Origin of the sequence: Rhizobium sp. NXC24 (genome assembly GCF_002944315.1) — a bacterium.
GTDB lineage: Bacteria > Pseudomonadota > Alphaproteobacteria > Rhizobiales > Rhizobiaceae > Rhizobium.
This window is the reverse complement of the sequence record NZ_CP024314.1, coordinates 2274418-2288429: the sequence shown is the minus strand read 5'-3', so window position 1 is coordinate 2288429 and position 14012 is coordinate 2274418. Positions and strand designations below refer to the sequence as shown.

Annotated in this window: 10 protein-coding genes; 7 read left to right on the top strand and 3 right to left on the bottom strand. The window is 57.1% G+C overall.

Features of this window, described 5'->3' with window-relative positions:
* Window positions 1-636 (top strand): HD domain-containing protein, encoded by a 636-nt coding sequence (locus NXC24_RS34540; RefSeq protein ID WP_104827727.1) that lies wholly within the window; start codon window positions 1-3, stop codon window positions 634-636.
* 271 nt (window positions 637-907) lie between these two features.
* On the opposite strand, the gene NXC24_RS34535 is transcribed toward NXC24_RS34540, so the two are convergent.
* A complete protein-coding gene (locus NXC24_RS34535) occupies window positions 908-1507 on the bottom strand; it encodes a TetR family transcriptional regulator C-terminal domain-containing protein (RefSeq protein WP_158704615.1) in 600 nt (199 codons plus the stop codon).
* Window positions 1508-1698: 191 nt separating this feature from the next.
* Between NXC24_RS34535 and NXC24_RS34530 the strand changes: the two genes are divergently transcribed.
* From NXC24_RS34530 to NXC24_RS34520, 3 genes are all read left to right on the top strand, one after another.
* Complete coding sequence (locus NXC24_RS34530) at window positions 1699-3369, top strand: choline dehydrogenase (protein ID WP_104827725.1); 1671 nt, start codon at window positions 1699-1701, stop codon at window positions 3367-3369.
* Window positions 3370-3437: 68 nt separating this feature from the next.
* A complete protein-coding gene (locus NXC24_RS34525; protein ID WP_104827724.1) occupies window positions 3438-4379 on the top strand; it encodes a choline ABC transporter substrate-binding protein in 942 nt (313 codons plus the stop codon).
* 348 nt (window positions 4380-4727) lie between these two features.
* Window positions 4728-6152 (top strand): aldehyde dehydrogenase family protein, encoded by a 1425-nt coding sequence (locus NXC24_RS34520; protein ID WP_104827723.1) that lies wholly within the window; start codon window positions 4728-4730, stop codon window positions 6150-6152.
* 245 nt (window positions 6153-6397) lie between these two features.
* On the opposite strand, the gene NXC24_RS34515 is transcribed toward NXC24_RS34520, so the two are convergent.
* Window positions 6398-7273: a LysR substrate-binding domain-containing protein gene (locus NXC24_RS34515; protein WP_104827722.1), complete on the bottom strand. Its 876-nt coding sequence runs from the start codon at window positions 7271-7273 to the stop codon at window positions 6398-6400.
* A gap of 196 nt (window positions 7274-7469) precedes the next feature.
* Here NXC24_RS34515 and NXC24_RS34510 point away from each other — a divergent pair, with 196 nt between their 5' ends.
* A complete protein-coding gene (locus NXC24_RS34510; protein WP_158704614.1) occupies window positions 7470-8405 on the top strand; it encodes a sugar phosphate isomerase/epimerase in 936 nt (311 codons plus the stop codon).
* Window positions 8406-8763: 358 nt separating this feature from the next.
* The gene (locus NXC24_RS34505) at window positions 8764-9123 is read left to right on the top strand and encodes an SPW repeat protein (RefSeq protein WP_104827720.1); all 360 of its coding nucleotides are present in this window, start codon (window positions 8764-8766) and stop codon (window positions 9121-9123) included.
* Window positions 9124-9311: 188 nt separating this feature from the next.
* Here the strand turns inward: NXC24_RS34505 and NXC24_RS34495 are convergent, their stop codons facing one another.
* Window positions 9312-12527 (bottom strand): PAS domain S-box protein, encoded by a 3216-nt coding sequence (locus NXC24_RS34495; RefSeq protein WP_104827719.1) that lies wholly within the window; start codon window positions 12525-12527, stop codon window positions 9312-9314.
* A gap of 796 nt (window positions 12528-13323) precedes the next feature.
* Between NXC24_RS34495 and NXC24_RS34490 the strand changes: the two genes are divergently transcribed.
* Window positions 13324-13995 (top strand): HAD hydrolase-like protein, encoded by a 672-nt coding sequence (locus NXC24_RS34490; protein ID WP_104827996.1) that lies wholly within the window; start codon window positions 13324-13326, stop codon window positions 13993-13995.
* Window positions 13996-14012 lie beyond the last annotated feature (17 nt).

Genomic DNA, 14012 nt, shown 5'->3' with positions numbered 1-14012 from the left:
ATGGAAACAGTCAAGTTCACCCAAATGAAGGACGGCGACGCCGAAGATTACGCCTTTCTCACCGAACACGAAGTCGAGTACGCAGCCGGGACCGCCGATCGGCTGCTCTCCGCAATGACCGATCTCGACAAGTCTTTGTCGGGGTACAAGATCACCCGCTTGGGCCATTCGCTGCAGGCGGCAACCCGAGCGTGGAAGGATGGGGCCGACATCGATTGGGTCGTGTCCGCATTGCTACATGATATCGGCGACATTTTCGCACCGTACAATCATGACGAATATGCCGCGGCGATCCTCAGGCCCTTCGTGAGGGAGCAGTGCGCTTGGGTCGTCGAGAAGCACGGGGACTTCCAGCTCCTGTACTATGGGGAGCATGTAGGGGCCAACCCGAACAAGCGAGACTCTTACCGTGACAATCAATATTTCGGCGATTGCGCGGACTTTTGCGAAAAATGGGACCAGTCGAGTTTCGATCCTGATTTCGAGACGCTGCCTCTGGAGTTCTTTGCGTCGTTGGTCCACGAGGTTTTCGCGAGAAGGAGCTACGATCCCGCCGTCCTGCGTGTCGGCGTCCGTGAACCTCTTTGCGACCCTCGCACCGCGCAGGCGAGGAAACACGCTAGCCAGGCCGCTTGACCGCGTTCCGTCCGCCCCCAGTGGCGGACGGAACGATCTCCTGTTGTTCGGATTAGCCGTCTTCTGCCCGGCAAGGTCTGCCCGTGTTCATGACCAGTGCCGGTTGAGACCGCCATGGTGCCATTCATCACGGCCACCTGCTCTTCATTGCCCTCTACGTCTACGCATAGACAACCGTGACACGGCGTTCTGGCTTCAAAATCCGAACCTGAGCCCGCAGCCTTGCTGACGCGGGCGCAAGGAGGTTGGGTCGTCTTTGAGTTTTTTGTTACTAGGATGATCCCGTTCTGCTCAACACTTTATCGACCGCCTCGGCAACGATCAGGCGTTGGTGTTCCGGCGTCCAGTATTTCTCATCCAGCAGTGCATAAACGAGAATGCCGTCGCACTGTACCAGCAAAGCGTCGGCGATCCTGCGGGCGTCTTTGAGCGAGTGGCCAAGTAGCCGTATCCACTTCACATGCTTGTCTCTCATGAAGGTATGGATGTTGCGGTGAATGGTCTGAAGTTCCGGCGAAGTTTGTGTGAGCGCCCAGAAAGCCAACCAGACAGACAACTGCCGACGCCGCGAGGGGTCGAGGGGAAGGAAGGCTTCGAGCGAAGCCGTGATCTCGTTGCGATCCAATGTCGTCGGCCAGCGAATTTCCTTCTTGGCCATATCCCAGGCATGCTCGACGGCCGCCTGTACCATCGCTGCGCGATTGGGGAAGTGATGGGTGATCAAACCGATCGTCGCGCCGGCTTTGTCCGCGACCTTGCGCATGCTCACATTCGCGACGCCTTCGTCGGCGATGACTTCACATACGGCATCGACAATCCGCTTTATCGGATCGCCGTCCTGCGGCTTTGCGTTCGTCTTTTTCTGAAGCATGGCTTGCTCGAATGTTTCTGTTGCTGATCCCTGCATAACTTCCCGGCCGTCCGCAGGCAAAGCGATAATCATTCAGTTTGCCAGTTGACCATATGCATAACGACTGTTATGCATATAAATAACAATTGTTATCTTTCAACATAACGATTGTTATCATGGCTGACAACGAAATGGTTTCGCGGAGTGATGACATGTCGAACGCTTCGAAACATCCGCGGCGGCAGTCCTACGACTATATCGTTGTGGGCGCCGGTTCCGCAGGTTGCGTGATCGCCAATCGCCTGTCGGACGATGCAAACGTTAAAGTCTTGGTGCTTGAAGCGGGCGTTCGAGACCGTAACCTTTTCATCCACATGCCTGCCGGAGTCTACAAGGTCTGGAACGACCCTAAGCTCAACTGGAACTACGCGAGCGCGCCAGAAGCCGAGATGGACGGCCGGGAAATCCCGGTTCCGCGCGGCAAGGTCCTCGGTGGCAGTTCGTCAATCAACTCAATGGTCTATCTGAGGGGGCATCCGTCCGACTATGATCGCTGGGCGAGCGAGTTCGGTTTGCCAGAATGGGATTATGCCCACTGTCTCCCCTATTTCAAGAAGGCCGAACGCAACGAACGCGGAGAGAATCCATGGCACGGGGGCTCCGGTCCACTCGGCGTCAGCAAGGGCTCCTCGGCCAGCATATTGTACGATGCGTTCGTTGCTGCTGGGGACGAGGCCGGTATCGGGACCTCCGATGACCTCAATGGCTACAAGCCGGAAGGGCTGGGCCACTACGACAGCACGAAATGGAACGGCCGCCGCTGCTCCGCTGCGGTCGCCTACCTCCATCCCGCAGCCACGCGGCCGAACCTGACGATCGTCACCGAAGCGCTGGTCGAGAAAGTCGTCATCGAAGCCGGGCGCGCGAGATCGATCGTCGTCCGCCACGGCGGTGGGCAGTACGTTGTCCGCGCGGACCGTGAGATCGTCCTGAGCGGGGGAGCGATCAACTCTCCGCAATTGCTCATGCTGTCTGGCGTTGGTCCAGCTGATTCCCTTCGACGCACAGGCATCGAAGTTCATGCCGACGTCCCCGGCGTCGGCCAGAATCTCCAGGACCACATCGATTTGGTGATGCAATGGAGCTGCCCCAAGGCTGTCACTCTGAAGCACCTCGCCAATCCGCTCATCAAGGCGTTCGTCGGTGCGCGTTGGCTTCTCAACAGAAGCGGCCCGGTTGCTTCAAACATCTGGGAGGCTGGTGGGCTCGTGCGTACGGAGGGCGGCCTGCCTGCTCCGAACATACAATACCATTTCGCGCCCGTGGCCATGCGATATGTCGACAATGCAATCCGGCTCGAGCAGGGTTTCCAGATGCATGTGAGCCAGCTCAGGCAGGACGCGCGCGGTCATATCGAACTTGCAGGCACCGATCCGTCAAGGCACCCACGCATCGTCTTCAATTTCCTGCAGACTGAAAAGGATAAGCGGGAGCTCGTCGACGGCGTATTGATGGCACGCCATATCGTCAACCAACCCGTGTTCCGTGAATTTCTTGGCAAAGAGCTGCGTCCCGGCCCATCCGCGAATACCCGGCAGGACATTTTGCGTTTCGTCCAAAGCGTGAGTGAGACGGAATTCCATCCTAGCTGCTCGTGCCGGATGGGAACCGACGATCTCGCTGTGGTCGACACCGATCTCAAGGTCAGGGGTGTGGACGGACTTCGGGTCGTGGACGCATCGGCGATGCCGAACGTGATCAGCTCGAATCTTAACGCCACAGTGATCATGATGGCCGAAAAGGCCGCCGACAGCATCCGCGGGAATCCGGCCCTCAAGCCCGAACGTCCGCTCTTCTTCTTCGACGAGAAGCACGTCGCCTGAAGCCACGAGGTCTCGGACGCGGCTACCCGTCGCTGGGCATGCCTAAGCTCAACAAAGAGGGAACTGAAATGCTGAAATATCTAATAGCCGCGGGCGTCAGCCTGCTTTCCATCGTGCCTTCCATATCCCAGGCCGCCGAGCCGGAGAGCTGCAAACAGGTGCGCTTTTCCGACGTCGGCTGGACGGACATTACCTCGACGACATCGATCTCGTCGATCATCCTGGAGGCCCTCGGCTATCAGCCGAAAAGCCTCATGCTTTCAATTCCGGTGACCTACGCCAGCCTGAAGAACAAGGAGATCGACGTTTATCTCGGTGACTGGGAGCCCGCGATGGTGCAGGATCGCAAGCCCTACATCGAGGACAAGTCCATCTTCGTTGTTGGCCCTAACCTCGAGGGCGCGAAATATACGCTCGCGGTTCCGAAGGCTGCATTTAACGCCGGAGTGAAGGACTTTGCCGACCTCCAAAACTTCTCAGACAAGTTCGATCGCAAGATTTATGGCATTGAGGCGGGAAGCACCGGCAATAACATGATCCAGTCTATGATCGAAAAGAACGAGTTCGGCCTCAAGGGGTGGGAACTGATCGAATCCTCGGAGCAAGGCATGCTCGCCCAAGTCGATCGCCAGACTAAACAGGGCGGATGGATCGTCTTCCTCGGATGGGAGCCGCATCCGATGAACACGAAATACGACATGGCCTACCTTACAGGTGGTGATGCGACCTTCGGCCCGAACTATGGTGGCGCGACAGTTTACACCAACATTCGTTCGGGTTTCATGGCGGAATGCCCCAATGCAAGCCGCTTTCTGCAGAATCTAAAGTTCTCTCTTACGATGGAGAACGAGATCATGGGCGCCATCCTCAACCAAGGTGCGGACCCCAAGGAAGCCGCCGGCGCCTGGCTAAAGGCGCACCCGGAAGTCGTGAAGCCGTGGCTCGAGGGCGTGACGACATTCGAAGGCAAGCCCGCGCTGGATGCCGTTGAGAGAGCTGTGAAGAGCTGAAGGCGATTTATGCTCGCCGGGCTCGGCACGTCATGTGCCCCGGCGAGCTGCGGCGCTCATGCGCTCTCGCCGCTAGAGCTGGCCGGGCAGGTGGCCGGTGCATTCCACTTCGTCTCGTTGGCGTGCGGATAGGGCTGCGTCGAAAGCGAAGGCGCTCGTTGATAAAAGTTTGCGCTAGGTTGAGGGTGCGGCTGACAAATCCACTGTCCGGGCTGCAGGCGGACGCTACCGCTGGAACTCGGCACATTACAAATAAGCGAGATGAACGTCAGAAAGGCTCTGCAGTTGAAGACTATTCTCGCAGTGAAAGCCTTTACGACCCGGCTGTATGAGACATGAGGACTATTGATGATCGACTATCACAAATTTTACATCGATGGCGCCTGGATTGACCCAGAAATTCCAAGTCCATCAGACGTGATCAACCCAGCGACGGAAACCGCATGGTCGCAAATATCCCTTGGCAGCAAGGCCGATGTATATCGCGCCGTGGCGGCCGCAAAAGCCGCGTTTCGATCATTTTCGCTGACCACACGAGACGAGCGTATTGATCTTCTTAAGAGGGTTCTAGCCGCCTACGATGAACGGTACGAAGATATCGCGCAAGCTGTTACCAACGAGTTGGGAGCGCCGATCACGTGGTCGCGAAGCGCTCAGACATGGGCGGGGCAACAACACCTGATCGCAACAATCAAAGCGCTTGAGCAGTTTCATTTTGAGGAGAGGCGCGGCTCGAGCATGGTTCTAAGGGAGCCGATCGGCGTATGTGCGTTGATCACGCCTTGGAACTGGCCGCTTAACCAGATCGTCTGTAAAGTCGCTCCGGCGCTGGCTGCGGGGTGTACTGTCGTGCTCAAGCCCAGCGAGATCGCTCCAATCAGCGGATTGATTTTCGCCGAGGTCATGCATGCCGCCGGCGTCCCGAAAGGCGTGTTCAACCTCGTGAATGGCAATGGCCCTGATGTTGGCCAAGTTATGTCAGGCCATCCTGATGTTGATATGGTGTCCTTCACCGGTTCCACCCGCGCAGGCATTATTGTGGCAAAAACGGCCGCCGAGACTGTAAAGAGGGTGGCGCAGGAATTGGGTGGCAAGTCCGCCAACATTGTCTTGCCCGACGCCGACTTGGCTGTAGCGGTGGCTGAGGGCACTAGATCCTGTTTTAGCAATACTGGTCAGTCGTGTGATGCACCCACTCGCATGCTGGTGCCGGCAGACCGCCATGATGAAGCATTGGCGATTGCTGCGCATATTGCGAATTCGATAATCGTCGGAGATCCTAAAGATCCAGGTGTAGAAATGGGGCCGCTTGTCAGTAAATTGCAGTTCGAAAAGGTCAAGGGGCTGATCCGGATTGGCATAGATGAGGGCGCAACTCTGGCTGCCGGAGGAACGGAGAGTCCGAAGGGACTTAGTCGCGGATATTTTGTCAAGCCGACTGTCTTCGGCAACGTCCGTCCCGGGATGGCGATTGAACGAGAGGAGATCTTCGGGCCGGTCTTGTGCATAATTCCGTATCGCGATGTGGATGACGCGGTCCGAATCGCAAACGACACCGTCTATGGTCTCGCAGCATACGTGCAGGGCAGTCCGGGGTGCGCAAGGTCTGTCGCGCGCAGGCTTCGGGCAGGGCAGGTGCAGATCAACTACCCGTCGTGGGACTTGCAGGTGCCATTCGGCGGCTACAAGCAGTCGGGGAACGGCAGAGAGTATGCAGACTGGGCTATCCACGACTTTTGCGAACTAAAGGGAATTGTGGGCTACGGTGCCTAGCTAGGAGCCCGTCCGGCGGGCGTTCGTCAGAAACATTTCCTCGCGCATCTGCACGAACATCGTGACCGCAGTAGATGCCGCGCCGAGACGGACGCAGTCTCCTGTGGCATCCGCCCTGCGAATACGACGATCTGCGAGGACGGCCTGCTGGCCATCAGCGTCGTCGAGCCGACCGGATCCATCGGGAGCGCCTGCGCGCCCGGCGGAGTGCCAAAGGCATCAGATCGAGGAGGCGTCGCGGCCCGTCAAGCGCCGAGATTATCGACGAGGTACTGGCGAAGGCGGGCGATGGCAGGCTCGTTCCAGCGGCTCTTGGAGGCATAGAAATAATAGGAATCCAGGTAGGTTTCCGTTGCTACCGCTTCCACCAGCCGGCCTTGCGCGATTTCGGGCGCGACCAGGATTTCGTTGGCAAGCGCCACGCCCTGGCCGATCGCCGCGGCTTCGATGACGATATGCGCGTAGCCCAGTTTCTGGCCGCTGAGTGTGGCAGGAGCCTTGACGCCGTTGGCGTGGAGCCATCTCACCCATGCGTCAGTGGTCTGCTCGTGAAGCAGAGGAGCCGAGAGCAGATCACGCGGTTCATTCGCTGGATAGCGTTCCAAGAAGTCACGGCTTGCGACGGCGATATGCCTTGGCCGGTATAATTCGAGGGAGTTGCTGTAGGCAATGTACTCCCGCCCGTAATGGACGGCTACGTCCGCTTCGAAGCGCCGGAAATCCGGAAGATGATCGGTTGCCCGCAAGAGCACGACATTGACCCGGGCGGCTCTGTTGATCTCCTCAATTCGCGGCATTAGCCACGACTTGTTGAGGCCCGGCCCGCACCACAGCTTCAGTTGCTGGTGACCCAACGGGCGAAGCATGAACGTCGCGTCGTCGATGTGATCGAAAGCCACTGCGATACGCTCGTGATACTCTTTTCCGGCGTCGGTCAAACGCGTCTCCGCAAAGTTGCTGTCGAGCAGTTTGACTCCAAGCCAATTCTCGAGTTTGCGGACATGCCGTCCGACCACAGTGTGGTGGATCGACAGATCTTCTGCGGCCGAGCGGAGACTGCCGAGTCGGGCGACGGCGTCGAAGGCCCTCAAGGCGGTGAGCGGCGGCAAATTACGAGGCATCGAACCCGCGGTTTTGTAAGGAGGCGGTGACGAAAAATATCATATGCATTTTTCGCAGTGTGGTGCATTTCATGCATTTTGGTTAGCATTTTTTGCACCTCCTCGGGACTCACGTTCGGCGCGATGGTCTTTCACATGGAAACAGCTGCAGCGTTTTCGCTTTCCACCAAGACATCAAACCAGAGGATCAACTCCCGTGAGAATCGGTTTTTACACGAACTATTCCAAGGAAACTGCCGAGTTCGCCCATGAGGTCGGCTTCACCAGTCTGCAGCTCTCCGCCTGGCCGGGTTCGGCCCTTGACGCCAACACAACAACCGACGCCCAGCTCGCGGAAATCCGCAAGGATCTCGACAGCAAGAACATCCAGATCTCGGCTCTCGGATATTATCCCAACTACCAGCATCCCGACGATCATGAACGCGAGGCGGCGCAAGCCTATCTGCCCAAGGTCATGGACCTCGCCTCTCGTCTCGACGTCGAGGTGGTGGCGACCTTTGCCGGCCAGGACCCGCGGCTCAATGTCGAGGAGAACATCCCCGCTTTTAAGGAGCTTTTCTCCCGCTATTGCGATCTCGCCGAAAAATCGAACGTGAAGATCGCCCTCGAAAATTGCCCGATGATCAACGTCGTGACGATGAGGGGCAACAACATCGCCTACAGCCCGGAAATCTGGGACGTGATCTTCGACGTCGTTCCCTCCGATCGCCTCGGCCTCGAATTCGACCCGTCGCATCTCGTCTGGCAGGGCATCGATTACTGCCAGGCGATCAAGGACTATGCGAGCAAGGTATTCCATGTTCACGCCAAGGACATGGAGATCGACCGGAAGATTCTTGCCCGGAGCGGGATCCTCGGGCGCTCGTTCGCACCGAAAAAGGGCCTCGATCGCCGGTGGTGGCGGGCGCGCGCGCCGGGCTGGGGCGAAGTCGACTGGCCGAAATTCATCAGCGCCGTCATCATCTCGGGCTACCAGGGCAATCTCGATATCGAGCACGAGGATGACGTCTTCGCGAGCATGCAGACGATCCACTCGATCAGATCGGAGGCCGACGTGGTCAGCAATTACAGCCAGGAGCGTGCTGGCCTGCGGCTCGGCTACAACACCCTCTCCAAGCTGATCGTGACGTGAGGCGGGAGGATCAGATGAGCAATTCAGCCGATCATGCTTTTCAATGGCGAGGATCTTTATGCGGCAAACTTGCAAGTCCAAGGCTGCCGGCGCTGACGCTGAAGACCGGCCCAGCGAAACGACGCACCGGACCGCTAACGTGATGGCTAGCAGCGACATCAGCGCCAGCGCGGTCAGATGCATTATAGGCACTAAGTACTTTATTCAATCCAACAGCTGAAATTTCAAATGTGACGATGGAAGTATTGGCCGTGCTATCCCGAATTAATTCCCGTTGAAATTACTTGTATATCAGGTGTAAAATTGCGGGAGAAGAAGTCGTGGCGCGGCTTCGTGGTAGTAGAAGGAGGAGATTGTCATGGCAATCGCTCTGATGAAAGGAAAACGGACGCAGGATTGGGCAAATTTAGTCCTGGCGGTATGTCTGTTCGTTTCTCCGTGGGTCTTTGGCTTCACAAGTGAGGCAATGCCAAGCTGGAACGCTTGGATTGTTGCCGTCATGCTTGGCGTGCTGGCGACCGCAGCACTTTCGGTATTCGCCGAATGGGAGGAATGGGCAAATATGGCGCTGGGTCTGTGGTCTATCGCATCGCCCTGGTTGCTGGGTTTTGCCACGAACGTGAGTGCAATGTGGACAGATGTCGTTCTTGGCGTGCTTATCTTCGCTGTATCGCTGTGGGCGGTCTGGGACGTTCATCATCCACACGCCCATGCTTAGATTACGACCGCCTTGCGTCAAATGACCGCCGCAGCGGCGTGTTGTGCAGGATCAAGGCAACCAAGATTTCGAACTGCTCCTCGGCAGCCCAACGACCGAGAGTGAACTGCTCGAATCGGCGGGCCGCAAGGTCCGATTCTCGGGCTTGTCGTGCATTTTTTTGGCTCCGGCTGCCAGACCTACCCCGATCACAATTGGCCGTCGATCAGTTTGGAGACCTCGGATGCCGGCAGAGGCCGAGAAAAGATATAGCCCTGAACCTCATGGAATCCTTCCGCATTGACGATGGCCAGTTGATCTTCTGTCTCAATGCCCTCGATGGTTGTCGTTATGCCCAAACTCTCACCGAGGCCTGCGACGGCTCTGACGATCGCAAGCGATTCCTTTCCATGCGGTAGGTCGCGAACGAAGGCTTGATCCACCTTGATCTTGTCGAAGGGAAAGCTTCTAAGATAGCCGAGCGACGAATAGCCTGTTCCGAAATCGTCCATAGCGATTTTCACTCCAAGGCTACGCAGCTCCTGGAGCAGATGGAGATTGTGTTCGCTCTCGTCCAACAGGACCGATTCCGTTATCTCCACTTGCAAACGAGCGGGAGCGAGGCCGGAAGCGGATAGGGCACCGGCCACTGCCTTGACGAGGTTCCGATGCTTGAATTGGACCGGCGATAGGTTGACGGCTATGCTGACATGCTCGGGCCATTGAGCGGCCTGCCGGCAGGCTTGAGCGAGAATCCACTCGCCCATCGGCACGATCAGCCCGGTTTCTTCGGCAATGGGAATGAACTCCGACGGCGCAATCATGCCTCTTTCCGGACTGCGCCACCGCAAAAGCGCTTCGCAGCCTGTTACGCGGCGCGATCGTAAGCTAACAAGCGGCTGGTAATGCAGTTCGAATTCGTTCCTCTCCAGCGCACCTCGGAGCGCAATCTTAATCTGCTGGTGCGCTTGCAGTTGAGCATGCATCGCCACATTGAAGCGTCTGTAAGTGCCACGACCGCTCGACTTCGCGCTATAGAGGGCGATATCCGCCGCTTTCATTAATTCATTCGCGGTCGCCCCGTCGTCGGGTGCAAAAGCAATTCCGACGCTCGCTCCAACAGTCGCGCTGACCCCTTCTATGGTAAAGGGCTCGTATAGCAATTCGATTATTCGTTGAGCGAGATGGCAAGCCCCATCTTCATCCGTTGCAGCCGGGAGTATGATGGCGAATTCGTCACCCCCCAGTCGCGCAACGATGTCTGTGGCCCTCACGCTCTGAACCAACCGGGCGGATACCTGCCGCAGTAATGAATCGCCGGCCGGATGTCCAAGCGTGTCATTGATTGCCTTGAAGCCATCGAGATCCACGCACAGTACTGCCACACATTGATTTGCACGTCTTTCATTCAAGACGCGATCGAAGCTTTCGCGGAAGAACACCCGGTTCGCAAGCCCGGTCAGCATGTCGTGCTTTGCCATGTGAGCCATCTGTTTCTGGGCGAGGAGCTTGTCCTCCTCCGCCCGACGGCGCTCGGTTGTGTCTCGGCAGAAAATGGAAATACCGTCTTGAGTAGGAGAAGCACTTGCCTCGATCCACCGATCGAGTGACGTTAAGTAGTCCTCGAAGAAGGAGCGCGAGCGTCGGCTCATCACCTCCTGACAATGCTTAGCAAAAGTTCCTTTCCTTTCTTTCGGGAACAGTGTCCAAAAGACTTTTCCAAGCGACTCGTCCCCAATTCGCAAAAGTCTTTTGGCATTTTCATTCAAATACCGGATACGCCATTCGGGATCGAGGAGCATGACGCTGTCCATAGTGCTCTCGAGAACCGAGGAAAGCTGTTGGGCCGCAGCTTCTGCCCGTTTTTGCGCGCGGCTGATTTCCTCGCTGGCGCGCTTCGCTTCAGTGACGTCGCGCCAGATCGAAAGCATTCGCACCGGTTTTCCTTCGCGCCCCATAACCGGTGCTGCGATCACATCCATGCATCTTTCCCTGTCATCGGCATCTCGAATGGCGATCTCGAAACGGGCCGTTTCCCCCGATCTGACTTTGTCCCAACCGGTCTTCACCTTTTCTGTGTCTGAGGCTTTGCCGATGACATCCCATGTAGTTTTCGACAGCGGTGCCTCTTCAGTAAGACCGAATATCTTCCGACCTGCCATGTTCATAAGTAGCGGTCGCCCCTCGAGGTCGAGCACGCGCACGCAATCGGCGCTGCTGTCAAATATGCTCCGGATGAAGGCTTCCGATTCTTCTTGGGCGATCTCCGCGGCTCGGCGCTCCGTAATGTCGAGAACTGATCCGACATACCCCAAAAAAGTTCCATCGGCAGAAAAGCGGGGATGGCCGACATCAATCACCCATGCCCAGCTCCCATCAGCTCGCCGCAAACGGTATTCGCAGCGTACCGATGCTCTGCCCGCCTTTGCGCTGAAAAAAGCCTTCTGCACTTTCTCCAGATCTTCGGGATGGATAACATCCACCCAACCAAAGCCAAGCGCCTCGGACTCAGTTTGGCCGGTGGTCTCTAGCCAGAGGCAATTGAAGAAACTTGTGTCGCCCGATGGATCCGCCATCCAAATCATCACCGGCGCATTATCAGCGATTGTCCGAAACTGCACCTCGCTTTCGCGCAAAGCCTCAATGGCGCGCCGTCTGTCGTCGACATCCTCGAGGACACCATACCAGCGCACGATCTTGCCAAGGCCACTGCGCTTGGCGGCGGCTCGAACTCGAAACCACCGATAAGAGCCTGTCCGAGACAATAGCCTGTATTCATAATCCAGCGGGTCGCCGCTCGAAAGAGAATGGTGCCAATGCTCTACAAGCGGGCCAGCGTCCTGCGGATGCACGGCTTTTCCCCAACCACTGCCGACCGTCTCTTCTACGCTCAATCCCGTAAATTCGGTCCAGCGAGGACCCACCTCTAAAACGTTTCCCGCCGGGTCTGCAATCCAGGGAACTTGCGGATGAAGGTCGACAAGGGAGCGATAGTGATCTTCGCTGGATCGAAGGGTGTCCTCCGCCTGACGCAATTCCGTGACGTCCACTATGATGGCGACCAGAAATTTCTCCTCGGTTCCCCCCGCTGGTACACGCACGCAACGTATTTTGGTCAGCAGCGTTCGTCTGGCGCCATCTGGCGTCGTCACCAACTCCTCCAGATGATGTTCCTCGCCGGTCGAAAGTACGACCTGCTCCAGGGATACAATTCTGTCGGCTTCCTCCTTGGGCAAAAAGTCATAATCGGTATGCCCCAGAAGCTCGTCGCAGTCTCTACCCAGAAGTGCGCAGCCTGAGCTGTTGGCAAAAACAAACCGCGAGCGATCATCCTTTACGATCACCGGTTCGGCAATGCCGTCCATCAGATATTGGAAAAAGTCATAAGATTTCTTGGATGAGTTTTGCGGAAGCGGAGCGTTCATAACTCGATTTTTCCACCGAGCGGCAGTCAACCGACCCTGCCCGGTAGAATTCCTCCCTGGTTGTGCAACCTCGGCAAACTCTTTTCAGTCGCAATTGGTTCCAGTCACTGTCTACGATTTTTGCGACTTCAGGTCGTGAGGACTTAGGTTGGAACGCGGTCGCGCAGATGGTCGACGGTCTCTAAACAATCGAGCCCTTTATCGGCAACAATCGGGAAAGAGTCAGAGGCAGTCGTGAGCCGTAAAGCAAATGAACGCCGTCCGACGCCAAAGGCAGGCACGGATTACGGAGCGAAAGCACAAGCGCTGGACTTGATAATGCCCGTGGGAGACGCCGGGCGCGTGCAACGTGATAGAGCGCGGATCGATCGAGCGCAGCCTACCACCACACGTTGGACTGTTCAGAGCTCGACATCGTGAAACTGTATTGCCGCTCTGGCAATAAAAGCAGGCCGGCGGATCGAGGCTCAGCGAATAAGCCTCCTCGATCTCTGCCATGAGGAAGGCGGTCAGCTCGGGATCTTCGGTCGGGGCGAGATCGACGGGGTGGCGAAGGTTCTTGCGCCTCATGCGTGGCAGCATCAGATCGAAATCAGGTTCGGGAACACTTGTGCGGGGTATCGGCTATCGTTTCTCGGTACGAAGGGTGGCGAACGCTTGGGGCGATTAAGCTGCTTTGCGGGATAGCTCAAGTTTTTTGCGGATCTACCTTGAATTTCAAGGCATCATCTGGCGTTGTCCAGTGAATTTGGCCGAAAGCCTTTGCTCAGCAATTCATAAAGAGAGTGATCTGCCTGTGTCCTACGCTGTATCAAACCTCCTTCTCGATCTCGATGGAACGTTGGTCGATTCCCAACCGGGCATTCTCTCAAGCTGCCGGGCAGCCCTGCGGGCACTAGACCATGAAACGGACCCGGAGATGGATATTCGCTCGATCATCGGGCCGCCGATCGAGGACGTAATGCGCTACCTTCTCAGCTCATTCGGCGATGATCGCACCGCGGAAGCTGTCGAGGCCTACCGGTCTGACTACGGAACTCGTGGCCTCTTACTATGCGAGCTCTACCCAGGGATCAGGGAAACGCTGGTCGAGCTGCATTCTCGAGGCGTCCGTCTCTTCCTGGCGACCTCAAAACGGGAAACGTTCGCTCGGCGCATTCTCGACAATCACGGACTGTCGGATCTCTTCCAAGGCATATACGGCTCGATGCCCGGAACAGGTCTGGAGCATAAGCCTGAACTGTTGGCGCATATTCTGCGGGATACGGGGCTGGACGCCCAGGACTGCCTGATGGTCGGCGATAGAAAATTCGACATCGTCGGAGCGCACGCGAACCGAATGCGCGCTGTAGGGGTTCTTTGGGGCTATGGTAGTCGGGAGGAACTTGAACTTGCCGGTACGGACGTCATCGTGGGCGCACCGGCGGAGTTGATGTCACTAGCCAGAAAGGCGGTCTCCATCTTGTGATGCATCGCGGAACAATG

What these genes read in the sequence shown, in the direction of transcription:
- NXC24_RS34520 (WP_104827723.1), top strand. Translation starts at nt 4,728, where the DNA reads ATGATCGACTATCACAAATTTTACATCGATGGCGCCTGGATTGACCCA.
- NXC24_RS34505 (WP_104827720.1), top strand. Translation starts at nt 8,764, where the DNA reads ATGGCAATCGCTCTGATGAAAGGAAAACGGACGCAGGATTGGGCAAAT.
- NXC24_RS34540 (WP_104827727.1), top strand. Translation starts at nt 1, where the DNA reads ATGGAAACAGTCAAGTTCACCCAAATGAAGGACGGCGACGCCGAAGAT.
- NXC24_RS34535 (WP_158704615.1), bottom strand. Translation starts at nt 1,507, where the DNA reads ATGCTTCAGAAAAAGACGAACGCAAAGCCGCAGGACGGCGATCCGATA.
- NXC24_RS34525 (WP_104827724.1), top strand. Translation starts at nt 3,438, where the DNA reads ATGCTGAAATATCTAATAGCCGCGGGCGTCAGCCTGCTTTCCATCGTG.
- NXC24_RS34515 (WP_104827722.1), bottom strand. Translation starts at nt 7,273, where the DNA reads ATGCCTCGTAATTTGCCGCCGCTCACCGCCTTGAGGGCCTTCGACGCC.
- NXC24_RS34530 (WP_104827725.1), top strand. Translation starts at nt 1,699, where the DNA reads ATGTCGAACGCTTCGAAACATCCGCGGCGGCAGTCCTACGACTATATC.
- NXC24_RS34495 (WP_104827719.1), bottom strand. Translation starts at nt 12,527, where the DNA reads ATGAACGCTCCGCTTCCGCAAAACTCATCCAAGAAATCTTATGACTTT.